Here is a 24,766-nt window from a genome sequence, read left to right on the forward strand (position 1 = left end):
CTTGGTGTTGCCGTACATGCCCCACCCGATGCCGATGCCCAGCAGTACCGACACGACGAACGCGGCGGCGAGCACCCCCCAGCCCCCGAGCCTTGGCGGCACCGGCCGGGCCCTGACGGTCGTCGTCGGCAGGGCGCTGCTGTCGGTCTGCAGATCGCTCACCAGATCCTGCAGGTCGCCGAGCGTGACGGCCTTGGTGGCCGCGCTCACCCGTTCCCGGTGCTCTTCCATGGAGAGCTCGCCGTCGTTGAGGGCGTTGTCGAGGATCTTGCAGGCGTCCTGCCGGTTGACGTCTTTGGCGCGGGTGCTCGCCGCCGCGCCACCGCCAAGCGATGTCCCGAGCCATTTCGCCACGGGACGATCGTAGAGTCCCGGTCCGGTGGGCACGGGAAAGGACTGAACGATGACCCGGCTGCGGGCGCCACAGTTTGGTTGCGTATCGGCCGTCCGGATGGAGACGTACTCTGGTGGGCGTGCGACTGCAGCGACAAGTGGTGGACTACGCGCTCCGGCGGCGAGCACTGCTGGCCGAGGTGTACTCGGGCCGCACCGGCGTGTCCGAGGTATGCGACGCGAACCCTTATCTGCTGCGCGCCGCCAAGTTTCACGGGAAACCGAGCCAGGTCATGTGCCCGATCTGTCGCAAGGAACAGCTGACGCTGGTGTCGTGGGTGTTCGGCGAACACCTGGGTCCGGTGTCGGGGTCGGCCCGCACGGCCGAAGAGTTGGTCCTGCTGGCGACTCGCTTCGAGGAGTTCGCTGTCCACGTGGTGGAGGTGTGCAGGACCTGCAGTTGGAATCATCTGGTCAAGTCGTACGTGCTCGGCGCGGCGCGCCCACCCAAGGGCACCCGCACCACGCGGACGGCGCGAAACGGCGCGCGCACGGCCATTGAGTAACGACGGACGCCACGACCAGTCGTCCAACAACGCGGATGGGCCGGCGACTGAGCGCGTGGGCAAACACGGAAGCGGCGAGCGCCCGCGTGACGCGCCGTCGGCGCCCGGTCAACGGCGGGGGGTTCCCCCGGACGACCGGATGACCACGATCCTGCCGCCGGTCGTCGACGACCGGTCACCCCGGCGGCCCGATCCCAGCATCGAGGAAGTCAAAGCCGCGCTGGAGGGCCCTCCGTCCACGCCGCTGCAGCGGGACGCGCTCGAGGAGGTCAAGGCCGCGCTGGAGAGCCGGACGCCGCCGCGGCGCGAGCGGCCGGGCGCGGGGGGCCCACCGGAGGGACCACCGCCGCCATCCGGTCCGCGACGGCCCGGCGGCCCCGACGGCTTCGGACGCCGGCCCCGGGGTGACGTCCATTGGACGCAACAGATCAATTGGCTGTGGGTGCGGCGAGCGGCCTACCTGTCGGCGGTGGTGCTGGTGCTGCTGCCGATCGTCACGTTCGCGATGGCGTATTTCATCGTCGACATCCCCAAGCCCGGCGATCTGCGCACCAATCAGGTGTCCACCATCCTGGCCAGCGACGGATCCGAGATCGCCAAAATCATCCCGCCCGAGGGCAATCGGGTCGACGTCAACATCAACCAGGTGCCGGTACACGTGCGGCAGGCGGTGATCGCCGCCGAGGACCGCAACTTCTATTCGAATCCGGGTTTCGACTTCAGCGGATTCGCGCGGGCGGTGAACAACAACCTCTTCGGCAACGGCGACCTGCAGGGCGGGTCGACGATCACCCAGCAATACGTGAAGAACGCGCTGGTGGGTTCGGCTCAGCACGGTCTCAGCGGCCTGATGCGTAAGGCCAAGGAACTCGTGATCGCCACCAAGATGTCGGGTGAGTGGTCGAAAGACGATGTGCTGCAGGCCTACCTGAACATCATCTACTTCGGCCGCGGCGCCTACGGCATTTCCGCCGCCGCGAAGGCCTACTTCAACAAGCCCGTCGAGCAGCTCACCGTCTCGGAGGGGGCGCTGCTCGCCGCGCTGATCAGGCGGCCCTCGTCGCTGGATCCGGCCATCGATCCGCAGGGCGCCCGGGCCCGGTGGAACTGGGTTCTCGACGGCATGGTGGAGACCAAGGCATTGTCACCCAGTGACCGTGCCGCGCAGGAGTTTCCGGAGACGGTCCCGCCGGATCAGGCGCGCGCGGAGAACCAGACGACGGGGCCCAACGGCCTGATCGAGCGTCAGGTGACCAAAGAGTTGATGGAGCTGTTCAACATCGACGAGCGGACCCTGAACACCCAGGGCTTGCAGGTCACCACCACGATCGACCCGAAGGCCCAGCAGGCCGCCGAAAAGGCGGTCTCGAAATACCTTGACGGGCAAGACCCCGACATGCGGTCGGCGGTGGTGTCGATCGACCCGCATGACGGGGCGATACGCGCGTATTACGGCGGTACGGACGCCAACGGATTCGACTTCGCGCAGGCCGGCCTGCAAACCGGTTCGTCGTTCAAGGTTTTCGCGCTGGTCGCCGCGCTCGAGCAGGGGATCGGGCTGGGCTACCAGGTCGACAGTTCGCCTCTGACGGTCGACGGCATCAAGATCACGAACGTCGACGGTGAGGGCTGCGGCACGTGCAACATTGCCCAGGCCCTCAAGCAATCGCTGAACACCTCCTACTACCGGCTGATGCTCAAGCTCAAGGGCGGCCCGCAGGCCGTCGCGGACGCCGCGCACCAGGCCGGTATCGCCACCAGCTTCCCGGGTGTGGAGCACACCCTCTCCGAGGACGGCAAGGGCGGACCGCCCAACAACGGAGTTGTGCTGGGGCAGTACCAGACTCGGGTGATCGACATGGCCTCGGCGTACGCCACGCTGGCCGCCTCGGGTCTCTACCACCGGCCGCACTTCGTGCAGAAAGTCGTCAGCTCCGACGGGCAGGTGCTCTTCGATGCCAGCAAGTCCGACAACAACGGCGAGCAGCGGATCCCGAAGGCCGTGGCCGACAATGTCACCGCGGCCATGGAGCCGATCGCCAGCTACTCGCGGGGCCACGCTTTGGCCGGCGGCAGGCCATCGGCGGCCAAGACGGGAACCACGCAGCTCGGCGACACGACCGCCGACAAGGACGCCTGGATGGTCGGATACACGCCGTCTTTGTCCACGGCGGTCTGGGTCGGCACCGCGAAAGGCGACGTGCCCCTCGTAACCGCCTCGGGCGCACCGGTTTACGGCTCGGGGCTGCCGTCGGACATCTGGAAGTCGACGATGGACGGTGCGTTGAAGGGCACGTCGAACGAGTCGTTCCCCAAGCCGACCGAGATCGGCGGTTATGCGGGCGTCCCAGCGCCGCCGCCTCCGCCCCCGGCGCCGTCGGTGACCGTCATACAGCCCACGATCGAGGTGGCGCCGGGCATAACGATCCCCGTCGGCCCGCCGACCACCATCACCAACGCGCCGCCAGGACCGGGCGGTGGCGGCCCAGGCGGGCCGGGCGGCCCCGAGCCTGGTGTCCCGCCGGGCGGTCCGCAAGCCCCCGGGCCGCAGCCGCCGCCGTGACCGACGCCGAGCAGCGCAGCGCCACCATCTCTCCGGCGCGATTGGCCGGCGATCTGCGTAGCGTCGACAACCGCGATTGCCCCAGCCGCACCGACTCGTTGGGCGCCGCGCTGGCGGAGGTCGTCGGGGGGCCGGTGGGTGGGCACGCGCTGATCGGCCGGACGCGGGTGATGACGCCGCTGCGGGTGATGTTCTTGATCGGACTGGTGTTCCTGGCGCTCGGCTGGTCGACGAAGGCGGCCTGCCTGCAGAGCACCGGAACCGGGACGGGCGATCAGCGGGTGGCCAACTGGGAGAACCAACGCGCGTACTACGAGCTGTGTTACTCCGATACGGTGCCGCTCTACGGCGCGGAGTTGTTGAGCCAGGGCAAGTTTCCGTACAAGTCGAGCTGGATCGAGACCGACGGCAGCGGCACCCCGCAGACCCGCTACGACGGCCGGCCCGCTGTGCGCTACATGGAGTATCCGGTGCTGACCGGGATGTATCAGTACGTGTCGATGGCGCTGGCGAAGACCTACACCGCGTTGAGCAAGCTGGCGCCGCTGCCGGTGGTCGCCGAGGTGGTGATGTTCTTCAACGTCGCGGCGTTCGGCCTGGCGCTGGCGTGGCTGGCGACCGTCTGGGCGACCGCAGGCCTGGCGGGACGCCGGATATGGGACGCGGGCCTGGTGGCCGCGTCGCCGCTGCTGATCTTCCAGATCTTCACCAATTTCGATGCGCTGGCAACGGGTTTGGCGATGGCCGGTGTGCTGGCATGGGCCCGCCGTAAACCGGTGCTGGCCGGCGTGCTGATCGGATTGGGCGCCGCGGCCAAGCTGTATCCATTGTTGTTCCTGGGCCCCATGGTGGTCCTGGCGATTCGGACGGGACGCTTCCGCGCTGTGGCGCGCACCGCCGCGACGGCCGCGGTGACATGGTTGTTGGTGAATCTGCCGGTTTTGGTGCTGTTTCCGCGCGGGTGGTCGGAATTCTTCCGGCTCAACACCCGCCGCGGTGACGACATGGATTCGCTTTACAACGTCGTCAAGTCGTTCACCGGCTGGCACGGATTCGACCCCAAGCTCGGGTTCTGGCAGCCGCCCACGGTCCTGAACACGGTGGTCACGGTGCTATTCGGAATCGGTTGCGCTGCAATCGCATACGTGGTGCTCACCGCCCCCCAGCGCCCGCGGCTGGCGCAGCTGTTGTTCTTGGTGGTGGCGGTGTTCTTGTTGACCAACAAGGTGTGGAGCCCGCAGTTCTCGCTGTGGCTGGTGCCGTTGGCGGTGCTCGCCTTGCCGCACCGCCGGATCCTGCTGGCGTGGATGACCATCGACGCGGTGGTGTGGGTGCCGCGGATGTACTACCTATATGGCAATCCGAACCGCTCGCTGCCCGAACAGTTCTTCACCACCACGGTGGTGTTGCGTGACGTCGCCGTCGTGGTGCTGTGCGCGTTGGTGATCCGCCAGATCTACCGGCCCGGCGAGGATCTGGTGCGTTGGGGCGGCCGGGTGGACGACCCGTCCGGCGGTCCCTTCGACCGCGCACCCGACGCCCCGCCCGGATGGCTGCCGGACTGGCTGCGCCCGGCCGGCCCGCGGCGCGCACCGGAGCCGGACCCCGAGGCCGAATCGGCGGTGCCGGCCGGGGTGGCGCCATGACGCTCGTCGCCGTTCCCTTGTTTCCCCGGGTGACCGCGCTCGACGCGGTGGGGCCCTACGAGGTGCTGCAGCGCGTTCCGTCGGTCGAGGTGGTGTTCATCGGTCACCGCCGCGGCGAGGTGCGGACGGAGAACGGGATGCTCGGCCTCTGCTGCGACGCGCGGTTCGATGAGGTCACGTCGCCGGACGTGGTGCTGGTTCCCGGCGGGATCGGCACCCGGCAGCTGATTCACGACGAGACCATCCGGAGCTGGCTGCAAGCCGTCCACCAAACCACGACGTTCACCACGTCGGTGTGCACGGGTGCGCTGCTGCTGGCCGCGGCGGGCCTGCTCGAGGGACTCACCGCCACGACGCACTGGCGGGCAAGCGACCTGCTGAACAAGCTCGGAGCCCGATACGTGCCGGACCGCGTCGTCGAGCACCTCCCGCAACGGATCATCACCGCCGCCGGGGTGTCCAGCGGCATCGACATGGCTCTGCGGCTGGTCGAACTCCTCGTCGATCGGCAGGCCGCGCAGGCCGCGCAACTGCTCATCGAATACGACCCGCAGCCGCCGTTCGACGCGGGCTCCCTGGCCAAGGCCGATCAGGCGACGGTCACGCGGGCCACCGCATACTTGGACGCCCGGCAGTAGCCGGATTGCCCGGCCGCCCGGATCCGCCGCGATTTTGGAGGCCACCCCGCCCATCCGGTAGCCTGATGCGGTTGCCGACGCAGGCGACCCTCCTGCCACGGAACGACCGTGGCCGCTTGAGACCAGAGGAGGTGGTGAGGTTTCCATGCGTCCATACGAAATCATGGTCATTCTTGACCCCACGCTCGACGAGCGCACCGTTGCTCCGTCCCTGGAGACGTTCCTGAACGTCGTCCGTAAAGACGGCGGCACCGTCGAGAAGGTCGACATCTGGGGCCGGCGCCGGCTGGCCTACGAGATCGCCAAGCACGCCGAGGGCATCTATGTGGTGGTCGACCTCAAGGCGGAGCCGGCGACGGTTTCCGAGCTCGACCGCCAGCTGAGCCTCAACGAGTCGGTACTGCGCACCAAGGTGATGCGCACCGACAAGCACTAACACCTGTGGCTGAGTCGTGGGCCCACCGTCGGTGGACTTGCGTAGGCTCAGCGAGGATACGTGCCATCCACCGTCTGAGAAGCGAGTAGCAGGGCGGACCTAGGAGGAAATTGTGGCTGGTGACACCACCATCACGGTCGTCGGAAACCTGACCGCCGACCCCGAACTGCGGTTCACCCCGTCCGGTGCCGCCGTCGCGAATTTCACCGTGGCGTCGACACCGCGAATTTATGACCGCCAGAGCGGGGAATGGAAGGACGGCGAGGCCCTCTTCCTGCGCTGCAACATCTGGCGGGAAGCCGCCGAGAACGTCGCCGAGAGCCTCACCCGGGGCGCCCGCGTGATCGTCACCGGCCGGCTCAAGCAGCGTTCCTTCGAGACGCGTGAAGGCGAGAAGCGGACCGTCGTCGAGGTCGAGGTCGACGAGATCGGCCCCTCGCTGCGGTACGCCACCGCCAAGGTGAACAAGGCCAGCCGCAGCGGCGGCGGCGGTGGCGGTGGTGGCTTCGGCGGCGGGGGCGGGTCCCGGCAGGGATCGGCGCCACCGGCGAGCAGCGCACCGGCCGACGACCCGTGGGGCAGCGCCCCGGCATCCGGGTCATTCGGCGGCGGCGACGACGAACCGCCGTTCTGAAGAACTTCAACAGTAAGAAACGGAAAGAAAGACAGTCATGGCGAAGTCCAGCAAGCGACGTCCGGCTCCGGAAAAGCCGGTCAAGACGCGGAAGTGTGTCTTCTGCGCCAAGAAGGACCAATCGATCGATTACAAGGACACCGCGTTGCTGCGCACCTACATCAGTGAGCGCGGCAAGATCCGGGCGCGTCGGGTCACCGGCAACTGCGTGCAGCACCAGCGTGACATCGCGATCGCGGTGAAGAATGCCCGCGAGGTGGCTCTGCTGCCCTTCACCTCCTCGGCGCGATAGCCGCCGAAGCTCGAGCGAAAGTACGAATAACGATGAAGCTGATATTGACGGCTGACGTCGACCACCTTGGTACGGTCGGCGACACGGTCGAAGTCAAGGACGGCTATGGCCGCAACTTCCTGCTTCCGCGCGGCCTGGCGATCGTCGCCTCGCGCGGCGCGCAGAAGCAGGCCGACGAGATCCGCCGGTCCCGCGAGAGCAAGGCGGTGCGCGACCTCGGGCACGCCAACGAACTCAAGACGGCGATCGAGGCGCTGGGCCCCGTCCAGCTGCCGGTGCGCACCGCGGCCGATTCCGGAAAGCTGTTCGGCTCGGTCACCTCGGGGGACGTCGTCGCGGCCATCAAGAAGGCCGGCGGTCCCAATCTGGACAAGCGAATCGTCCGGCTGCCCAAGTCGCACATCAAGGCCGTGGGCACCCACCCGGTGTCGGTGCATCTGCACCCCGAGGTCGACGTCGAGGTCGCCCTCGAGGTCGTGGCGGAGAGCTAACCCGGCAACCTTTGCTCTTACCCGGCGGTGGCCAGCTTCGGCCGCCGCCGGGCTCAGTTGTGCGGCCGGCACAGTCTTCGGCCTCTCGTCCGGCGGTCGCGGACGCGCGCCCTAGCGAACTGTTGCTCCGGTGTATCCCGAGGGTCCTCTTTACCCTGCCGTAACGCTGCGAAAATGTGGCTGAAAGCCAACACGCCCGGAGCAGTAACCTGCGACGACACGCCGTAGAGATTCTTGTCCACACGAAATTCGTCGCGTTACATGGCCCTTAACAGCAGTGATGTCACGGCCCATTGAATTCATACACAGGTTCTCCACACCCCACTCAACACAGGTGTCGACGGATATGCACACACGATGCACAGGTTCATAAACAGCCGCGCTTTCACCTACTAGCCAGCAACGTCTAACGTCGTCCCGACGCGAGGCGTGCGAGTGCTGTGGGACGAAAGTGTCGGCTCCTTGACTTACGCTGAAGAAACCGGTTTTCGAATGTATGTTCGGGCGTGTGGCAGGGGAGGAGGGATCCATGGCGGTCGTCGATGACTTGTCGGCGGGCATGGATTCATCGGCGCCGAGCGAGGACTTCGGCCGCCAGCCACCGCAGGATCTGGCCGCGGAGCAGGCGGTGCTCGGCGGCATGCTGCTGAGCAAGGACGCCATCGCCGACGTGCTGGAACGGTTGCGGCCCGGCGACTTCTACCGACCCGCGCACCAGAACGTCTACGACGCGATCCTGGACCTGTATGGCCGTGGCGAGCCGGCCGACGCCGTGACGGTGGCCGCGGAACTGGACCGGCGCGGGATGCTGCGCCGGATCGGCGGCGCCCCCTATCTCCACACGCTGATCTCCACCGTGCCCACGGCCGCCAATGCGGGCTACTACGCGACCATCGTCGCCGAGAAGGCGCTACTGCGGCGGTTGGTGGAGGCGGGGACGCGGGTCGTGCAATACGGCTACGCGGGCGCCGAGGGCGCCGACGTGGCCGAGGTGGTTGATCGCGCACAGGCGGAGATCTACGAGGTTGCCGACCGACGGACGACGGAGGATTTCGTTCCGCTGGAGGACCTGCTGCAGCCGACGATGGACGAGATCGACGCGATCGCTTCCAACGGCGGCGTGGCGCGTGGCGTGCCGACTGGCTTCACCGAGCTCGACGAGGTGACCAACGGCCTGCACGCCGGTCAGATGATCATCGTGGCGGCCAGGCCTGGTGTCGGGAAGGCGCTCGCGTTGGACACGCTGCTGCCCACACCCTCGGGCTGGACGACGATGGGCGACGTCGCGGTCGGTGACGAGCTGCTCGGCGACGACGGGCGGCCGACGCGGGTGGTGGCCGCCACCGACGTGATGCTGGGACGGCCGTGCTATGAGGTGGAATTCTCCGACGGGACGGTGATCGTCGCCGACGAAGCCCATCAGTGGCTGACCGAAACTCGCGCATCCCGGAAGTCGGCGCAAGCCGCGGCGGTGGGCTACAACCGCTATAAGAATCAGCGCACCTTTGCGGCGGTGCGAACCACGGCCGAGATCGCCGTGACTCTGCGCTGCGACACGGTGGACCGGCGGCTGAACCACTCCGTCGTGAACGCGAGTGCGCTCGACCTACCCGAGCGCGAATTGTTGGTTCCCGCATACACGCTCGGGGCCTGGCTCGGCGACGGCACCAGTGCCGCGGCTCAGATCACCACGGCCGATCCGGAAATCATCATGCGCATCGAGGCGGACGGCTTGGTGGCCTTTCCGTCGGCGTCCGCGCGGTACCGCTACCACCTGCGCCTGCCGGCCGGCGCGGGGCCGGCTCCTCGCCAGTGCGCAGTTTGCGGCAAGTCGTTCATTCCCCAGACCAGTCAGGTGCGGACTTGTGGGCGCTCATGCGGTGGCCGGGCACGGTTCGTTTCTGCTCCGGTGCCGAGCCCGACGTGTATTCGTTGTGGGGGACCGTCGGCGGGGCTGCGGTTGTGCCAGAGCTGCCACGCCTCCGTGGGCACCCTGCAGGCGCGCCTGCGAACGCTCGGCGTGCTCGGTAATAAGCACATCCCGATCGAGTACCTGCGCGGGTCCGAGAGACAACGGCGCGCCCTGCTCGCCGGCTTGCTCGACACGGACGGGACGGTCACGGCGGGCGGTGCGGTCCAGTTCTCGGTCACCAGTCAGCGGCTGGCGTGCGATGCCGCCGAGCTGATCGTCAGCCTCGGCTATCGCTGCCAAACCTCGGCCAAGCGCGTCCGGGGTGGGCACGAGTCGTCGAGCACCGCATACACGCTGACCTTCTCCACGGACGACGTGGTGTTCGCGTTGCAGCGAAAGGCCATCGCGCACAAGGAACGAAGGGCCGCCACCGGTACCGCGCGCTCGGGCTCACGCTTCATTGTGGACGTCCGACCGGTCGAGACCGTCGCCGTGCGTTGTGTTGAGGTCGACAACGACAGCCACCTGTATTTGGCGAGCAGGGCCATGATCCCGACGCACAATTCCACTCTCGGTCTGGATTTTCTGCGGTCCTGCTCGATCAAGCACCGGCTGGCCAGCGTCATCTTCTCGCTGGAGATGAGCAAGTCCGAGATCGTCATGCGGCTGCTGTCGGCGGAGGCGAAGATCAAACTCGCCGACATGCGTTCCGGGCGGATGAGCGACGACGACTGGACGCGGCTGGCGCGCCGGATGAGCGAAATCAGTGAGGCGCCACTGTATATCGACGACTCGCCGAACCTGACGATGATGGAGATCCGCGCCAAGGCGCGCCGGCTGAAGCAGAAGGCCGACCTGCGTCTGGTCGTGGTCGACTATCTGCAGCTGATGTCGTCGGGAAAGAAGGTCGAGTCGCGCCAGCTCGAGGTGTCCGAATTCTCGCGCCAACTCAAATTGTTGGCCAAGGAACTCGAGGTGCCCGTGGTGGCGATCAGCCAGCTCAACCGCGGTCCCGAGCAGCGCACCGACAAGAAGCCGATGTTGTCCGACCTCCGCGAGTCGGGATCGCTGGAACAGGACGCCGACATGGTGATCCTGCTGAACCGGCCGGACGCGTTCGAGCGGGACGATCCGCGCGGGGGAGAGGCGGATTTCATTCTCGCCAAACACCGCAACGGCCCCACCAAGACGGTTACCGTCGCGCACCAGTTGCACCTGTCGCGCTTTGCCAACATGGCGCGGTAGGCGGCGCCATCTAGGGCCGGCATCGATGCGGTGACCGGCATGGCGCGGAAACCGGCACCGCCGCCGGCCCCTGGTCGGCCCGATCTCGTTGCTCAATCAGCCGCCGCGCGGACGCGTCTCGCCTCCATTGCGGCGAGCGAAGTGGCGACCACCAACACTCCGGTGGCCGCCACTTCGGCTACCAATGCGGCGGAGTTGAGCACTTCGCGGTCCGGAAGCTCAGATATGCCCAATTCGTGCTTGGTGTCCCCGGCCAGCACCCCGGGCCGCACCAAACACAAGAGGGCGGTGACGAATGCGACGACCGCGAAGCCGCACGCGACCAACCCGAGCACATTGACGCGCGTCGCGCCCACCATCGCGGCGGCTGCCGCGAGCGAGGCGATCACGATGGTCCAACCGGGCGCACTGTTCGCCATGCCGGCGAGGTGGGCGCCGTAGTGTTCGCCATGCTCGCCGATGTAGACGCCGAGACCATTCCACCGAAGGGGTAATCCCAGATGGTCTAAGTCAATCCACGGCAGAAGTGTCAGTGCGGCTGCCGCGATGGCTGCCACGACGGCTACTGCGGAGATTGGCTTGGTGAGCACCGCAGCCCCCCTTTCGACCGTTGGCTCGAACGATGATGACACCGGGCCGGTGCCTCCACGGATGCTGTGTCTCGATCTTAGGAAAAAGAGAGGCGAGAGCATTTCGTCTCCCTGTGGTCGCGGAGGTTTGGGTCGTACGCGAGCAGCGAGCCGGGCAGAGAGGCAACTTCCACCCGGAATCGCGCGGCTTGCCGTGACGCAGTAGTTTCCCTGACGTGATGTCCTCAGCTGCTCATGCCCTCATGCGGTGGATCAGTCCCTTCCTGACGGTGGCGGCTGTCGCCTGGATTTGTGCGCCGCATGCCGGTCCCGCCCCGGCGGTGCGCTTGGCCAGTGACGGCAACCCGTTGGCCGGTGCGCCGTTCTACGTCAATCCCAATTCGGCGGCGATGCGCGCCGCGCAGAGCGCCGATCCGCCGAGTGCCGAGTTGACCGCGATCGCCAACACGCCGCAGGCCTACTGGATCGTCCCCGGAGGTTCGGCAGCCACCGTCGGCAAGTACGTCGGCGACGCGAACGCCGCCGGCGCCATCCCGGTGCTGACGATTTACGGCATCCCCCACCGCGACTGTGGCAGCTTCGCCGCGGGCGGCATGGTGTCGGGCGCGGACTACCGAGGCTGGATCGACGGCATCGCGTCTGGCGTCGGCGCCTCGCGGGTGGCGATCATCGTCGAGCCCGACGCGCTTGCGATGGCCGACTGCTTATCGGGGGATCAGCGCCAGGAGCGCTACGACCTGGTCCGGTACGCCGTCGACACGCTGACCCGAGACCCGGCCGCGGCCGTCTACGTCGACGCGGGGCACTTGCGCTGGCATAGCGCCGAGGACATGGCGGGCAGGCTCAACCAGGCCGGTGTGGGCCACGCGCGTGGTTTCAGCGTCAACACGGCCAACTTCTTCACCACCGAGGACGAAATCGGTTATGGAGAAGCAATTTCGGGCCTCACGAATGGTTCGCACTACGTGGTCGACACTTCCCGCAACGGAGCCGGACCGGCACCCGACTCCGGGCTCAACTGGTGCAACCCGGGCGGCCGAGCGCTCGGCACCCCGCCGACCACGGCGACCGCCGGCGCGCACGCCGACGCCTACCTGTGGATCAAACGCCCCGGCGAATCCGACGGAACTTGCGATAAGGGCGATCCGCCTGCGGGCACCTTCGTCAGCCAGTACGCCATCGATCTCGCACACCGGGCGGGCCAGTAGTCGAGGCGTGCAGCCGGCGAGCGCCAAAGGCGTTCGTGCGGTAAGAAAGTGCGAACACGAAAGCCTGCCAAGCAGCGAGCGGGATTCGACCGGCTTCGACGAAAAGGCTTGAGTTATGCCCGCATGGAGACACCGCAGCGCCACGACCGAGAGCAGGACGACCGACGCCGGCCGCAGCGTCGGCGTAGAAATCGAAGTCGAGGTCACCGAACCGGCGGTGCTGGATTTCCAGGTGGCGGTCAGCCGGCAGCCGGGCATCGATGTGAGCGAATCCCTGCGGATCACGCGAAACGGCAAGGCGCTGGAACCGCGAGAGGTCATCGGCGCGCATCAGTCGCGCATCCATGTCGTGGCGGCCGAAAAAGGAACGGTCACGGTGTCGTACGCGGCGACGGTCACCGGGCGGGCGGACCCGGCGCCGGTGAACGACATCGACGCCATCACCTATCTGCGCCCGAGTAGGTACGCGGAGGCCGACAAGTTCTTCGGTTTCGCCGCAACCGAATTCGAGCAGTACGCGACCTCGGTGACGTTGCTGGAGAAGGTCTCGTCTTGGGTCGGCACCCGGCTCAGCTATGTCCCGGGATCCAGCGATCCGATCGACGGGGCCACCGACACATTGCTCGCGGGCGCGGGCGTGTGCCGCGACTATGCCCATCTGGTGATCGCGTTGCTACGCGCGGTCAACGTCCCGGCGCGACTGGTGGCGGTGTACGCGCCGGGGTGCCATCCGATGGATTTTCACGCCGTGGCCGAGGCCTTGATCGACGGTGTGTGGCGCGTCGTCGACGCGACGTGCCTGGCGCCCCGACAGTCGATGGTGCGGATCGCCACCGGCCGCGATGCCGCCGACACCGCATTTCTCGACAACCACGGGGGCGCCATCACCGTGCAGAACATGACCGTCACCGCTGTCGTCGACGGGGAGCTGCCCAGGGACTCGGTCGAGCAACTCGTGAGCCTCGGGTAGCGGCGCGGCGCCGCCGTCGTTCAGCGGAAGCGGATATCCGCCGTCGCCAGCCCGAAGATCTTCCTACCACCGGACTTTGCGACGACGATGACGACACCGGCGCGGGTCGCCGGGTCCAGTGACTTGATCCGTCCGCTGTATTCGATGTCTGCACCGTCGGTGGCCGAGACGATCGCGGGTTGGGCCAGCCGCACCGCATACCGGCTCACCGCGCCGGGGTCTCCCGACCACGAGGAGATGAAGGCCGCGCCCAAACCCATGGTGAGCATTCCGTGGGCGATCACGTCGGGCTGGCCTGCCAGCTTGGCGACGTTCTCGTCCCAGTGCAACGGATTGGCGTCGCCGGCGACACCGGCGTAGTTCACCAGGTCGCCGCGCGACAGGCGGGCGTGGTGCACGGGTAGCTCGTCGCCGACTTTCAGGTCATCGAAGCACGCAGTGCCCGGAATGCGGTCCGTACCGGCTTGGGCGATCCGAACGTCACTCGCCCGGCGCACAGTCTTCCGATAGGCCGCCTCCGAGGTGTCGATTCCGGCGAGGTTCACGTCGTGCATCACCACGTTCTTCGCGGCCACCAGCATCTCCGGATCGACGTCGTCCGCGGTGACACCCACGACGGTGGTGTGCATGGTGTGCACCCGCTCGCCGGCGGAGTCGGTGAACGTGTTGGTCACGGTGATCAGGTCACGGCCGGCGACTCTGCGGACCGACGAGAGTTCGACGTCGGTGTGCAATTCGTCGCCCGCGACGATCGGTCGGTGCTGCTCGAAGACTTCTTCGGTCTGCAGATACATGTCATAACCGACGACGACCGATTCGAACAGGTGGCGATTGGCGACCATGCCGGGGATCGACGTGAACGTCAGCGGCGCCACCAGCCCCGAATATCCCAGCTCCGCGGCGGTCGCGACATCCCAGTGGGCGGGGTGGTAGTCCTGGACAGCCCGGGCGTACTCCCGCACTTTCTCCCCGGAGACCCGGTACGGTTCGTGGACCTGGTAGTAGTGGCCCACGCGGGATTCGAGCGTTGGCGTTTCGGCTGGTGCGGTCATTAATTGCTCAACATTTCTATCGACCGGTTCGCTGCGGCCGACGAAGGCACCCTAACCCGCAGAGACCCGCGACCATCGACGCGGTCGGTCGGCGAGCTGCGGCGAACGGGCGAGAGGCGCCGGCCCGCCGGCGCGCGTCTGGCCACGTAATGTCGATGACCATGACCGTTTATGCCTTGAATCTCTTCGATGTGGCCGATGCCGAGGAGTACCGCGCATACTCGCGACGGTCGCCCGCCGAGGTTGCCAAGCATGGTGGTCGCGTTGTTGCGCTCGGCAGTTTTCAGGAGGCGATCGTCGGCGACATCGAGCCCCGCCAGGTGCTGATCCTCGTGGAGTGGGAGTCGCGGGAGGCCTTCGACAGCTACTGCAACGACCCGGACCTCGCCGACCTGCATCCGCATCGCGAGAACGGATCGTCGAAATACATCTGGCACCTGTTCGACCGTCTCGACGATCTCAGGCCCGTGCTCCGTCGATGAGCGTGGCCAGGATGGGGGACGGCCCGCCTCCGGGTGCCCGGCCGGTTCAGATCTTGAGGTAGCCCTTGTCGGCGGGGATTTGGGCGGCGGTGACCAACGACGACGCGTCGCTGGCAAGCCAGACCACGATGTCGGAGACCATGTCGGGAGGCGCGAGGGACTCGGTCGGCAGTGCGCCGGGCGAGAAGCTGTGGATGTAGTGCGGGTGGTCCTGGAAGGTTTGGTACATCGACAGGTCGTTACCCATCGGGGTGTCGGTGCCGTATGGGTGCACGGAGTTGACGCGGATCCCGAATTCGCCGAGCTCGACGGCCAACGAATTGGTCAGCCCGACGACGCCGAATTTGCTTGCGCAGTAATGCCCACATCCGGGGACGGCCTTGATCCCGGCCGCGGAGCTGATGTTGATGATCGACCCACCATTGCCGGCCGCGATCATCACGGGCACAACGGATTTCATGGTGTTCCACAGTCCGGTGAGATTGATATCGATGGTCTCCTGCCACTGCCGGGGTGAAATCTCCCATACCCGGCCCCAATTCAGCACGCCGGCGTTGGCCACGACGATGTCGAGCCGGCCGAACTGTTCGATGGCATTCGCCACGATCCGCTGTTGGCCGGACAGGTCTCGGACGTCGACTTCGTCGGCGAAAATCTTGCGGCCCTCGCCCTCCACCAGATTGACGGTCTCGGCAAGATCTTCGGGTAGGGCGGATGGGTAGCCGTTGTGTTCGGCGACGGGTGCGCAGGCATCGATAGCGACAATGTCGGCGCCGGCCCGGGCGAGCCGGACGCAGTGGGAGCGGCCCTGGCCGCGGGCGGCCCCGGTCACGTAGGCGACTTTGCCGGCGAGGGGGGCGATTGGCTCGGTCACGCCGATAGCTCCTCTGCTTGCTGCGCTGGCTCGGAGTGTTTCGCCGATGATAAGCATCGCCGTTCCGACGTTTGACGAAATGGCAGAAAATCGGGATTGCCAAGTCAGGGACTCGACCGCGTCGCGGCGGCTGCGTGCGACAGTTACCGGATGACACGTGTCGCCGTGATCGGCGCCGGACCGGGCGGCTTGGTGGCGGCGCGCTGGCTGTTGTCGCAAGGGCTCGAGCCCACGATCTTCGAGCAAGGTTCGACGCTAGGCGGGCAGTGGGCGACGTCGGAGGAATGCAGCGGCGTCTGGCCGGGCATGCACACCAACAGCAGCCGCACCATGACGGCCTTCAGCGACCTCGAGCATGACAGCGAACTCGCCTACCAACCCAACCGAGACATTCTCGACTATCTGCATCGCTACGCCGCCAAATTCGGTCTGACGTCACGCATTCGGCTGCGCAACCGAGTCGAACTGGTCAGCCGGGACGACAAGCCCGGCTGGCTCCTGCGCCACGCCGAGGGTATCGACAGATTCGAGCGAGTGGTGGTGGCCAGCGGCAGGTTCAGTGCGCCGGCGGTCCCCCCGGTCGCGGGGCTGGAGACTTTTTCCGGCTGCGCGGGTGCGACGACGACGTTCGGCTACCGGGACGGCACCGCATATCGCGGCAAGCGGATCTTAGTGGCCGGCTGCGCGATCAGTGCGCTCGAAGTCGCTTCGGAGATAGCGCAACTCGGAGCGGCGCACGTGGTTGTGACGCAGCGGCGGCAACGGTACGTCGTCCCCAAATTCGTTTCCGGCGTCCCCACCGACCATCTGCTCTATACGCGATACGGCACCCTGTCGGAAGAGCGCCTCCCGGCTGAGGACGTCGAGGGCCAGTTGAAGGAGATTGTGCTCGGGGCCGCGGGAAGCCCCGAGCAGTACGGAGCCCCGGCGCCGGACCCTTCGGTTCTCACGGCTGGCGTGACCCTCAGTCAGCATTATCTCCCGCTGGTCGCGGAGGGCCGAATCTCGGTGCGGCCGTGGATGAAAACGGTGGCGGGCAGGAGGGTGGTTTTCGCCGACGATCATGCGGAGGAGTTTGACGGAATCTTCTTCGGGACCGGTTTCAATCTGCGCCTACCGTTCTTGAGCGAAGACGTTCAGAAGGTTCTGGACCTCGACGCGGTGCACCTGGACGCGGACCGGTACACCTTCCATCCGGAGCTCCCCGGGCTGGCCTTCGTGGGGATGTGGGACCAGGCGGGCGGGTACTTCGTGCCGCTCGAGCTCCAGGCCAGGTGGATCGCCTACGCGTGGGGCGGTGTCATTCCGGCCGTGGGTGATCGCGAGCAGCGGCTGGCAATCAACGCCTACCGCGCCCGCCGGGGTGCGTCGCAGAAGTCGCGATTGAACCTCGTCGCCATCGCCTTCGCCCGGGCCGCGGGCGTGGAGCCGAGACTGGACAACTGGCCGAACCTGCGCCGCGCGTTGTTATTCGGCCCACTGGCGCCGAGTTGCTTTCGGCTGGAGGGACCTGACGCGCTTCCGGACGCGCCGGAGCGGTTTGTCCGAGAGGCCGCCCGGTTCGGTGCCATCACTTCGAATGACATGACAGAGCGCGAACAACGCTATTTGGCGGCGCTCTCTGACAGCCACCCCTAGTCCGCGGCGGCCAGCACGTCACGTACCGCGTCGTCGACCGTGGCCAGCAAGTCCGGGTCGATACCGGCGCGTCCGCGAACCAGAACCGAGGCGTTGTTGGCCGGCGGCAGGCCCTCGGCCGGACACAGGCCGTCCGGCAGTTTGCCGATCATCGGCAACAACGCCACTCCGAGCCCCGACCGAACCGCCGCGTACAGGCCGGACAGGTCCCCGCACTCGGCGGCGATCTCGTAGGTGATGCCGTGGTTTTCCAGGATCGCGAAGGCCGGCTCGCGCAAGGTGCACGGCTCGGAGAAGACCACCAATGGTAGGGGGTCGCGCGGAAGCATCGACAGTGTCCGTGCCGAAATCCATTGCAGCCCAACTACTCCCGATGCGTTGGCGCGATCCAGGCCCGCGCCGTCGACCATGATCGCCAAGTCGACCAGCCCACGTTCGATCGAGTCGGCGAGCGACACGTTGCGGTCGAGTCGGAAGCGCACCCGCCGGTCGGGAAGCCGGTCTCGCAGGATGCCCGTCAGTCCGGCCAGCATCACGTCCGCGCCGTGCTCGGTGGCCCCGATCGTCAGAAGCCTGGGCTCCGTGGCGCCCAGGTCGTCGAGCGCCTTGTCGTGCGCGGACAAGATCGTCCTGGCGTGCCGCAGGGCCTTCAGTCCGATTTCGGTGAACACGATGCCGCGGCCGGAGCGTTGGATCAGCGGCTCACCGACGACGGCTTCGACTCGGCGCAGATGCTGGCTGACCGCGGACTGGCTCAGGTGCAGCGCGGCGGCGGCGCGGTGAAACCCGCCACAGTCGGCGACCGCGACCAGGCTGCGCAACGGCGCGATGTCCAGCACCTGGGCCATAACCGCACGATAGTCTGATCAGTGAATCTAATCAATCATTGCGCCGGAAGCGCCGATTTCGCTCAGCCGGATTGGAAATCGATAAGGCAACGCGATCAATCGCGATCAGCAATATTCGTTGGACGGTGGGCGGCGGTCTGAGCAAGCATGGGTCGCATGGACTTGCCGCGCATGCCGCTGACCACCGCGTCGGCGGTGACGTTCCTCTACGCACTCGGTTACCCGATCGGGGTGCTGGCGGTGACCGCCATGGCGCCGATGGATGCCCTGGTGCTGCGATTTGCTTTGGCCGCAATCATTTTGACCGTATGGGCGGCCTTCGCCAAGGCGCCCTGGCCGCGGGGGGCACAGTTCGGCCACGTCGTGGTGGCAGGTCTGCTGATCCAGGCCGTGCAATTCTGCTGCTGCTACGAGGCCTTTCGGCTCGGGTCACCGGCGGTGCTGTGTGCGGTGGTGATCGCGATGAACCCCGTCGCCACGGCCATCCTGGCCGCGGTGTTCCTGAGCGAGCCGCTCGGGCGGCAACGGGTGGCCGCGCTCGCGCTCGGCGTCGTCGCTGTGCTCGCGGCGTGTGCCAGAAGGCTGACCAGCACCCACGGCCTGGACCCCGTGATCGTGTTGCTTGGCGTTGCGCTGCTTGGGCTTTCGGCCGGCGGCGTCTACCAACAGCGGTTTTGCACCGGCGTCGACTTCCGCACGATGAGCGCGATGCAGAATGCGGTCGCGCTGGTTCCCGCGGCGGCGCTTGCGTTGCTGACGCCGTTCACCGTGCATGACGTCCGGCAGGCGGCGATCGCGATTGCCGGCATGGTGCTGTTAAACGCGACCCTGGCGGTGAGCCTTTATGTCCGCGCCATCAACGCCCACGGCGCGGCGGCGGTGGCGATGCTGTTCGCCGTAATCCCCGCACTCGCCGGGCTACTCTCCTGGCTCATGCTGGGCCAGCGTCCCGACGTCGGCGTCGGGATCGGCCTGGTTCTGGGCGGACTGGCCTGCTGGCTCAACGGCCGGGGGGCACGCGCGCGCCGTGGGGCCGCGGGACGTGGGCCTGAACAGATCTCGGCGGCCGCGGTTGACCAGCGCATCCAGGTGTCGTGCGGGTCGCCATCGAGTGCGCGGGGGTAGCGCTCGATCGGGTTCGGATCCGGGTGCGGCGCCGCCCCGAAAAACCCGTCGGACGCGCTCTTCCCAACGACTCCGCTGCGGCTACGGTGATGTCTATGACGCCGGCCGGCCGCTCGTCCGCAAACCCAGTGAAGCGGCGCCCGAGAGACCGCAAAGCGCAGATCGCGAGGGCGGCCGGCGATGCGTTCAGCGAGCTCGGATACCACGCGGTGAGCATGGAAAACATCGCCGCGCGGGTCGGAATCTCGGCGGCGGCGCTGTATCGCCATTCGCAGGGCAAATACGACCTGTTTCGCTCCGCGGTCCTGGCGCTCGGTCAGCTGCTCGTGGACGCCACCGAGTTCGCCGATCAGCTGCCCGCCGACGCCGATCCCCGGGAAACGCTGCGCGCACTAACTGCTGCCCTGATCGACACCACCATCGTCAACCGCACCGCGGGGGGACTCTATCGATGGGAGGGCCGCTATCTGCACGGGGAGGACGAGGAGGTGCTCACCGAGCAGGTCAGGCTGGTCAACCGGCGCCTGCAGCGGCCGTTGATCAGACTTCGGCCCAAACTGCAGTCGCGGCAGCGTTGGGTGCTCTCGGCGGCAATTTTGAGCGTCATCGGCAGCATCACCGATCACCGTTCCCGGCTCAGCAACGACGAGATCCGGGCGACGCTGGCCGACGTCGTGGCCGCGATATCAAAGGTGGACGTGCCGGTGCAGCGGCCGAGCGAGTCGGAGCCGGCGCAAGCGGTGACGATGACGAGGGCCGTCGGCAGCTATGAACTGCTGTTGCACGAATCGATTCGGTTGTTCAATGACCGTGGCTATCGGGAAACCGGCATGGAGGAGATCGCCGCGGCGGTGGGCATACCGGTGGCCAGCATCTACCAATACTTTCCCAGCAAGGCGGCGATACTGGCGGTCTCCTATCGCCGCGGCGCCGACCAGCTCTCCGGCGACCTGTCCACGATCCTGGCCGCGGGCCGTGATCCGGAGCAGTCGCTGCAGCGGCTGATCGACGCCTTCATCGAGCGGCTGTTCGCCAACCCCGAATTGGCCCGCGTCTACTACACGGAGCGCCACAACGTGCCGGACAACGAAGCGGTGCTCCTCTACAACATTCACCGCTCCACCGTCGAATCCTGGGCGCGGCTGGCGGTGGCGGCCCGGCCCGGGCTGACGCTCGGCCGGGCGCGATACGCCGTACACGCCGCCTTCGCCCTGGCCGTCGACATCGGCCAGCTCGTCATCCCCGGCCCCGGCGAGCCCGCCCGCATGACGCTGCGCCGACTGATGGCGACCACGCTGCTCGGCGAATCCGCCACACCTTCCGGTGGGGCAGCCCAGGGCGGCGCGCGCCGCCGTTGATGCGGGACGCAAGCCCGCGCGCGAATGACGCTGTACTTGTTGACGCGTCGGCGTGCGACGGTGCGCGTTAATCGGCTTCAAAACGCCCTCAGCGCAATAAACTCGTTCCCACCGGGCCGCACGGAATCTCAACAACGCCTATCCAACGGTCCGAATTGCCATTAACATACGGGGAAAGTCGGTATGGTACCTAGTCTCCGCGAAAGGCATGCCCGATGCTTCACAGGGTCCGTCAGCTGCTGGACTACCAGTTGACGATCGCCGAGCTGCTGGGTCTGGCCGTGCTGCTGGGCACGCCGTACCTCATCGTCGGGGTGATCTGGTCATCGACCCACACGAGCCACCTGCGCGACATGCACGGTATCGATCTGGTGGTCTCGTTTCTCGGCTCGATCGTGTCCTGGCCGGTGCTGATCTTCGCCAACGTGTGCATGACCTAGGGCACGGGATGATCAAACGCGGACCCCTGGCCTTCGCCGCGGCCGTGGTGGCTTTGACGCTCGGGCTTCTCGCGCTGCGGTTCCCGGTATTCATCGACGAATACGATCAATTCGGTTGGCAAGTCAAATGCGGCAGCGGATTCACCACGGATTTGGCCCAGGCCGCGAGCGCTGACAGGGACGAAAGCGGGTCGGCTAACTACGTCGGCCAATGTGACAGCGCGCTGATGATCAGGCGCGTCTGGGCGATTCCGGCGGCGGCGGTCGGCGGCCTCACGCTGGTGGGGCTGGCGGGGGTGGCGCTCGCACACGATCGCCGCAAGCTCCGCGAAGATCACGCGCCTTAAAATCTAGTCGTATTGGCGCACAACCGCGTTCATCGCGGCCACGCCTAGCGCGTGCTCTCGTCGGGAAGGTCGCGCCGGGACTGGTGCCGCCCCGGCGCGTCCGGGTCCTCGTTCTGATGCTCCAGCTGCTCCTGCAACTTGCGCTGTTCCTCGGTCGCCTGCCGGGCGTCCTCGGGCGCGGGTGGCGGGTCGAAATTTACCTGCTGGTCCACGTGGATCTCCTCTGACCGTCTGCGATGCTCAAGTCAGGATCTCCCGAATGCCAGGCATCGAAACCTGGCCCGTCGTCCGCGCAGGCTAGCCCAGATGTGCGGACAGCAGCCAGGCTCCGATCGACTTGCGGCCGTTGCCCTCGTCACGAATGTCGGCACCCCCGAAGGCCTGAAAGCCTTCCGCGACGCTGTCGGGCACGTTGGCGTGAATGCGCGCCGGCCGGATCTCGTCGATCACCCAGTACTTGGACACCACGTCCCGCAACTCGTCCTCGGTGACCGCATTGACCGGGCCGTCGGCCGGCATGCCCGCCCGGTCGAACACCAGCACGAAATACGAGGCGCCGGGGGCGGCGGCCCGCACGATCGACTGCTGGTAACCCTCGCGCAATTCGACGGGCATGGAGTGGAACAGCGTGGAGTCGACGATGGTCCCGAAACGGCCGTCGTAGCCGTCGAAGGAGCTGATGTCGGCGACGTCGAAGGTCGCATTGGCAAGGCCGCGCCGGCCGGCCTTCTCGCGCGCCAGCTTGATGGCGGTCGGCGACTGGTCGAGGCCCACCGTGGTGAAGCCACGCTCGGCAAGGAACAGCGACACCGCCGCCTCGCCGCAACCGGCATCGAGTACGTCACCGTGGAACTTCCCGGCTTCGATGAGAGCCGCGATCTCCGGCTGTGGCTCGCCGATGCTCCACGGCGGCCGATTACCCTCGCCCATCTCCGGGGCCTCGCCCTTGTAGGCGGATTCAAACATTTCCTGAGTCGGCTGAGTCATGCCACAGTTATATCAAGTGCGCTGATATATGTCAACGAAATTGATATCTGACGCACGCGCTCACCCCGAGGATGGCCGTGCGGTAGCCGGAGTGTTTGCCGAACGAAGCCAGTTCGCCGTTGGGTACTTCGGGCCCCTTGGGCGCGATCGCCCGCTGTGCGGCGACCGCGGCTGCGGTGGCGCCGTCGGCGGGAAGCCGGATCCCAGCTCTCGCCGTCGGTAGTTAGATCATTTAAGCGGTTCGGCCCCTGTGCGCCCGGGGGCGAAGATGACTATCGCGCACGGACATGTTGAGATCGGGTATGGCCGACGACATCGAACTGAGCCCGCGGGACTGGGTGCGCGAGCAGACCGAGCAGATCCTCAAGCAAGGCACCACCGACGGGGTCGAGATTTTCGATCGGCCCGTCGTCCTGCTGACCGTGACCGGGGCGAAATCCGGGAAGAAGCGGTATGTGCCGCTGATGCGCGTCGAAAACGACGGCCGTTACGCCATTGTCGCGTCGAAGGGTGGCGCACCCGAGCATCCGTTGTGGTACTTCAACCTGCAGGCCAACCCCGAGGTGACGTTGCAGGATGGCGAGAGGGTCGTGACGCTGAGGGCGCGCGAGCTCGAGGGGGCCGAGCGCGAAGACTGGTGGCAGCGCGCGGTCGAAGCGTATCCGCCGTACGCCGAATATCAGACGAAGACAACGAGGCAGATACCGGTCTTCGTCTTGGAGTAAACGGTCCGCCGCCCAGTCACTTTCGCCAACGGCTCGCGTCGCCTGCCATTCTCTTGGCCCGGCGAATTTGCGCCGCAAAAGATTTGCATTCGATATGCGCCCGGCCCGTCGTGTTGCGACCGGCCTGGCCGCCCCATACCTTCGGTACGCATAAGCCATAGCAGGCTAACCAGAACAATGATGTTCCCGGCGAATGTAATCGTCCGTGCTGCAGGGTTTTACATTGCACAATTCGGCGCGTTACGGGCAGGTCCCGAACGTGCCCTCATGCGTAACCCAGGGAGGGCCCATGCAACGCGTCGAGCAGCTGGGGGAACACGATACCGAGACGGACGCCCGCGGCGGCCGGTTTCGCGCGGCCATGCAGTACGACCTTCCGGCGTCATTGGTAGTGTTCCTGGTGGCGCTTCCGCTGTCGTTGGGTATTGCGCTCGCCTCCGACGCCCCGGTGCTCTCCGGCCTGATTGCGGCGATCGTCGGGGGGATCGTCGCGGGCTGTCTCGGTGGGTCACCGTTGCAGGTGAGTGGCCCGGCGGCCGGGCTGACGGTCATTGTTGCTGACCTGGTATCCCAATTTGGCTGGGCCGTAACATGTTTGATCACAGTAATTGCCGGCGCCCTGCAAGTTGTGTTGGGTATCAGCCGGATTGCACGCGCCGCCCTGGCGATCTCGCCGGTCGTTGTGCACGCCATGCTGGCCGGCATCGGCATCACGATCGCCTTGCAGCAGGTGCACGTATTGCTGGGCGGTGAATCGCAGAGCTCGGCCTGGACGAACGTCGTCGGGCTGCCCGCGCAGGTTGTGGGCGCGCACCGGCCCGGGCTCGTGCTGGGCCTGCTTGTCATCGCCATCCTGATCGCTTGGCGCTGGGCGCCGGCTCGGGTGGCCAAGATTCCCGGTCCGTTGGTAGCCATCGTGGGCGTCACGGTCATCTCGGTCGTGTTGCCGTTCAACGTGTCCCGTATCCGATTGGAAGGCTCGGTGCTGGAGGCGCTGCAGCTGCCCCAGCTCCCGCAGGGTAACTGGGGGGCGGTCGTGATTGCGGTTATCACGGTCACGCTGATCACCAGCGTGCAAAGCCTGCTGACGGCGGTCGCGATCGACCGGATGCACACCGGGGCGCGGACCGACTTCAACCGTGAGTTGATCGGACAGGGCGCGGCGAACATGGCGTCGGGCGCGATCGGCGGGCTTCCCATCGCCGGGGTCATCGTGCGCAGCGCGGCCAATGTCAACGCAGGGGCCAAGACCCGGGCATCGACGATCATGCACGGGCTCTGGATCATGGTGTTCGCCGTGCCCTTCGCGGGATTGGTCGAACAGATCCCGACCGCGGCGCTCGCCGGCCTGCTCATCGTCATCGGC

26 protein-coding genes are annotated in these 24,766 nt (G+C 66.8%); 19 read left to right on the forward strand and 7 right to left on the reverse strand.

Annotation, left to right across the window (positions count from 1 at the left end; all coding sequences use genetic code 11):
- Positions 1-354, reverse strand: a 354-nt coding sequence (locus A5691_RS01440) for a DUF1707 domain-containing protein (RefSeq protein WP_156675738.1), incomplete at its 3' end; no start/stop codon positions are given.
- A gap of 119 nt (positions 355-473) precedes the next feature.
- Between A5691_RS01440 and A5691_RS01445 the strand changes: the two genes are divergently transcribed.
- The 9 genes from A5691_RS01445 (at position 474) to dnaB (ending at position 10,756) form a co-directional block, all read left to right on the forward strand.
- Positions 474-899, forward strand: coding sequence for a DUF5318 domain-containing protein (locus tag A5691_RS01445; protein WP_067761414.1), 426 nt, complete (start codon positions 474-476; stop codon positions 897-899).
- Positions 892-3,462 (forward strand): transglycosylase domain-containing protein, encoded by a 2,571-nt coding sequence (locus A5691_RS01450; protein ID WP_156675739.1) that lies wholly within the window; start codon positions 892-894, stop codon positions 3,460-3,462. The genes A5691_RS01445 and A5691_RS01450 overlap by 8 nt, the downstream gene beginning before the upstream one ends.
- Positions 3,459-5,108, forward strand: coding sequence for a glycosyltransferase family 87 protein (locus tag A5691_RS01455; protein ID WP_067761384.1), 1,650 nt, complete (start codon positions 3,459-3,461; stop codon positions 5,106-5,108). The genes A5691_RS01450 and A5691_RS01455 overlap by 4 nt, the downstream gene beginning before the upstream one ends.
- Positions 5,105-5,746: a DJ-1/PfpI family protein gene (locus tag A5691_RS01460; RefSeq protein ID WP_067761417.1), complete on the forward strand. Its 642-nt coding sequence runs from the start codon at positions 5,105-5,107 to the stop codon at positions 5,744-5,746. Before A5691_RS01455 ends, A5691_RS01460 begins: the two co-directional genes overlap by 4 nt.
- Before the next feature lie 145 nt (positions 5,747-5,891).
- Positions 5,892-6,182 carry a 30S ribosomal protein S6 gene (rpsF, locus tag A5691_RS01465; RefSeq protein ID WP_036362157.1) on the forward strand — a complete coding sequence of 97 codons (291 nt, stop codon included), beginning with the start codon at positions 5,892-5,894 and terminating at the stop codon, positions 6,180-6,182.
- A 112-nt stretch (positions 6,183-6,294) separates the two neighbouring features.
- Entirely contained in the window at positions 6,295-6,816 is a 522-nt protein-coding gene (locus A5691_RS01470; RefSeq protein WP_067308144.1) for a single-stranded DNA-binding protein, read from the forward strand.
- 37 nt (positions 6,817-6,853) lie between these two features.
- Positions 6,854-7,108, forward strand: coding sequence for a 30S ribosomal protein S18 (gene rpsR / locus A5691_RS01475; RefSeq protein WP_055399563.1), 255 nt, complete (start codon positions 6,854-6,856; stop codon positions 7,106-7,108).
- 32 nt (positions 7,109-7,140) lie between these two features.
- On the forward strand, positions 7,141-7,599 hold the full coding sequence (gene rplI / locus A5691_RS01480; RefSeq protein WP_067761381.1) for a 50S ribosomal protein L9: 459 nt from the start codon (positions 7,141-7,143) through the stop codon (positions 7,597-7,599).
- A gap of 529 nt (positions 7,600-8,128) precedes the next feature.
- Entirely contained in the window at positions 8,129-10,756 is a 2,628-nt protein-coding gene (dnaB, locus tag A5691_RS01485) for a replicative DNA helicase (RefSeq protein ID WP_068018978.1), read from the forward strand.
- A gap of 92 nt (positions 10,757-10,848) precedes the next feature.
- Here the strand turns inward: dnaB and A5691_RS01490 are convergent, their stop codons facing one another.
- Complete coding sequence (locus A5691_RS01490) at positions 10,849-11,448, reverse strand: hypothetical protein (RefSeq protein ID WP_231969101.1); 600 nt, start codon at positions 11,446-11,448, stop codon at positions 10,849-10,851.
- Between the two features lie 113 nt (positions 11,449-11,561).
- Here A5691_RS01490 and A5691_RS01495 point away from each other — a divergent pair, with 113 nt between their 5' ends.
- Positions 11,562-12,554, forward strand: coding sequence for a glycoside hydrolase family 6 protein (locus tag A5691_RS01495; protein WP_156675740.1), 993 nt, complete (start codon positions 11,562-11,564; stop codon positions 12,552-12,554).
- Positions 12,555-12,669: 115 nt separating this feature from the next.
- Positions 12,670-13,524, forward strand: coding sequence for a transglutaminase family protein (locus A5691_RS01500; protein WP_067761368.1), 855 nt, complete (start codon positions 12,670-12,672; stop codon positions 13,522-13,524).
- 20 nt (positions 13,525-13,544) lie between these two features.
- On the opposite strand, the gene A5691_RS01505 is transcribed toward A5691_RS01500, so the two are convergent.
- Positions 13,545-14,576, reverse strand: coding sequence for a fused (3R)-hydroxyacyl-ACP dehydratase subunits HadA/HadB (locus A5691_RS01505; RefSeq protein WP_068018983.1), 1,032 nt, complete (start codon positions 14,574-14,576; stop codon positions 13,545-13,547).
- 161 nt (positions 14,577-14,737) lie between these two features.
- Between A5691_RS01505 and A5691_RS01510 the strand changes: the two genes are divergently transcribed.
- Positions 14,738-15,058 (forward strand): DUF1330 domain-containing protein, encoded by a 321-nt coding sequence (locus tag A5691_RS01510; protein WP_067889457.1) that lies wholly within the window; start codon positions 14,738-14,740, stop codon positions 15,056-15,058.
- A gap of 46 nt (positions 15,059-15,104) precedes the next feature.
- Here the strand turns inward: A5691_RS01510 and A5691_RS01515 are convergent, their stop codons facing one another.
- Positions 15,105-15,932: a mycofactocin-coupled SDR family oxidoreductase gene (locus A5691_RS01515; RefSeq protein ID WP_082950085.1), complete on the reverse strand. Its 828-nt coding sequence runs from the start codon at positions 15,930-15,932 to the stop codon at positions 15,105-15,107.
- 150 nt (positions 15,933-16,082) lie between these two features.
- Here A5691_RS01515 and A5691_RS01520 point away from each other — a divergent pair, with 150 nt between their 5' ends.
- Positions 16,083-17,570, forward strand: a complete 1,488-nt coding sequence (locus tag A5691_RS01520; protein ID WP_067784972.1) for an NAD(P)/FAD-dependent oxidoreductase — start codon at positions 16,083-16,085, stop codon at positions 17,568-17,570.
- Here A5691_RS01520 and A5691_RS01525 read toward each other — a convergent pair.
- A complete protein-coding gene (locus A5691_RS01525) occupies positions 17,567-18,418 on the reverse strand; it encodes a LysR family transcriptional regulator (RefSeq protein WP_068018986.1) in 852 nt (283 codons plus the stop codon). The genes A5691_RS01520 and A5691_RS01525 overlap by 4 nt on opposite strands.
- Positions 18,419-18,589: 171 nt before the next feature.
- Here A5691_RS01525 and A5691_RS01530 point away from each other — a divergent pair, with 171 nt between their 5' ends.
- The 4 genes from A5691_RS01530 (at position 18,590) to A5691_RS01545 (ending at position 21,688) form a co-directional block, all read left to right on the forward strand.
- Complete coding sequence (locus A5691_RS01530; protein ID WP_082950086.1) at positions 18,590-19,543, forward strand: DMT family transporter; 954 nt, start codon at positions 18,590-18,592, stop codon at positions 19,541-19,543.
- A 128-nt stretch (positions 19,544-19,671) separates the two neighbouring features.
- The gene (locus tag A5691_RS01535; protein WP_197694461.1) at positions 19,672-20,901 is read left to right on the forward strand and encodes a TetR/AcrR family transcriptional regulator; all 1,230 of its coding nucleotides are present in this window, start codon (positions 19,672-19,674) and stop codon (positions 20,899-20,901) included.
- A gap of 215 nt (positions 20,902-21,116) precedes the next feature.
- Positions 21,117-21,341, forward strand: coding sequence for a hypothetical protein (locus A5691_RS01540; protein ID WP_067761349.1), 225 nt, complete (start codon positions 21,117-21,119; stop codon positions 21,339-21,341).
- 11 nt (positions 21,342-21,352) lie between these two features.
- The gene (locus A5691_RS01545) at positions 21,353-21,688 is read left to right on the forward strand and encodes a hypothetical protein (protein ID WP_197694462.1); all 336 of its coding nucleotides are present in this window, start codon (positions 21,353-21,355) and stop codon (positions 21,686-21,688) included.
- Positions 21,689-21,732: 44 nt separating this feature from the next.
- Here the strand turns inward: A5691_RS01545 and A5691_RS28230 are convergent, their stop codons facing one another.
- Together A5691_RS28230 and A5691_RS01550 are read right to left on the reverse strand one after the other, a co-directional pair.
- Positions 21,733-21,900 (reverse strand): hypothetical protein, encoded by a 168-nt coding sequence (locus A5691_RS28230; RefSeq protein ID WP_197499199.1) that lies wholly within the window; start codon positions 21,898-21,900, stop codon positions 21,733-21,735.
- An 85-nt stretch (positions 21,901-21,985) separates the two neighbouring features.
- Positions 21,986-22,675, reverse strand: coding sequence for a class I SAM-dependent methyltransferase (locus A5691_RS01550; RefSeq protein ID WP_067784958.1), 690 nt, complete (start codon positions 22,673-22,675; stop codon positions 21,986-21,988).
- A 302-nt stretch (positions 22,676-22,977) separates the two neighbouring features.
- On the opposite strand from A5691_RS01550, the gene A5691_RS01555 reads away from it, so the two are divergent.
- Both A5691_RS01555 and A5691_RS01560 read left to right on the forward strand, forming a co-directional pair.
- A complete protein-coding gene (locus tag A5691_RS01555; RefSeq protein ID WP_067784952.1) occupies positions 22,978-23,400 on the forward strand; it encodes a nitroreductase family deazaflavin-dependent oxidoreductase in 423 nt (140 codons plus the stop codon).
- A gap of 361 nt (positions 23,401-23,761) precedes the next feature.
- The coding region (locus A5691_RS01560; protein ID WP_197694463.1) for a SulP family inorganic anion transporter at positions 23,762-24,766 on the forward strand (1,005 nt) is incomplete at its 3' end.

The organism is Mycobacterium sp. E183, assembly GCF_001667735.1.
In the GTDB taxonomy this organism is placed as follows: domain Bacteria; phylum Actinomycetota; class Actinomycetes; order Mycobacteriales; family Mycobacteriaceae; genus Mycobacterium.

Bases quoted from the DNA above. Each gene is read 5' to 3' on its own strand.
- rpsR (WP_055399563.1), top strand. From the start codon at position 6,854: ATGGCGAAGTCCAGCAAGCGACGTCCGGCTCCGGAAAAGCCGGTCAAG.
- A5691_RS01500 (WP_067761368.1), top strand. From the start codon at position 12,670: ATGCCCGCATGGAGACACCGCAGCGCCACGACCGAGAGCAGGACGACC.
- dnaB (WP_068018978.1), top strand. From the start codon at position 8,129: ATGGCGGTCGTCGATGACTTGTCGGCGGGCATGGATTCATCGGCGCCG.
- A5691_RS01520 (WP_067784972.1), top strand. From the start codon at position 16,083: ATGACACGTGTCGCCGTGATCGGCGCCGGACCGGGCGGCTTGGTGGCG.
- A5691_RS01555 (WP_067784952.1), top strand. From the start codon at position 22,978: ATGGCCGACGACATCGAACTGAGCCCGCGGGACTGGGTGCGCGAGCAG.
- rplI (WP_067761381.1), top strand. From the start codon at position 7,141: ATGAAGCTGATATTGACGGCTGACGTCGACCACCTTGGTACGGTCGGC.
- A5691_RS01505 (WP_068018983.1), bottom strand. From the start codon at position 14,576: ATGACCGCACCAGCCGAAACGCCAACGCTCGAATCCCGCGTGGGCCAC.
- A5691_RS01550 (WP_067784958.1), bottom strand. From the start codon at position 22,675: ATGACTCAGCCGACTCAGGAAATGTTTGAATCCGCCTACAAGGGCGAG.
- A5691_RS01490 (WP_231969101.1), bottom strand. From the start codon at position 11,448: ATGCTCTCGCCTCTCTTTTTCCTAAGATCGAGACACAGCATCCGTGGA.
- A5691_RS01525 (WP_068018986.1), bottom strand. From the start codon at position 18,418: ATGGCCCAGGTGCTGGACATCGCGCCGTTGCGCAGCCTGGTCGCGGTC.
- A5691_RS01540 (WP_067761349.1), top strand. From the start codon at position 21,117: ATGCTTCACAGGGTCCGTCAGCTGCTGGACTACCAGTTGACGATCGCC.
- A5691_RS01510 (WP_067889457.1), top strand. From the start codon at position 14,738: ATGACCGTTTATGCCTTGAATCTCTTCGATGTGGCCGATGCCGAGGAG.
- rpsF (WP_036362157.1), top strand. From the start codon at position 5,892: ATGCGTCCATACGAAATCATGGTCATTCTTGACCCCACGCTCGACGAG.
- A5691_RS01530 (WP_082950086.1), top strand. From the start codon at position 18,590: ATGCCGCTGACCACCGCGTCGGCGGTGACGTTCCTCTACGCACTCGGT.
- A5691_RS01460 (WP_067761417.1), top strand. From the start codon at position 5,105: ATGACGCTCGTCGCCGTTCCCTTGTTTCCCCGGGTGACCGCGCTCGAC.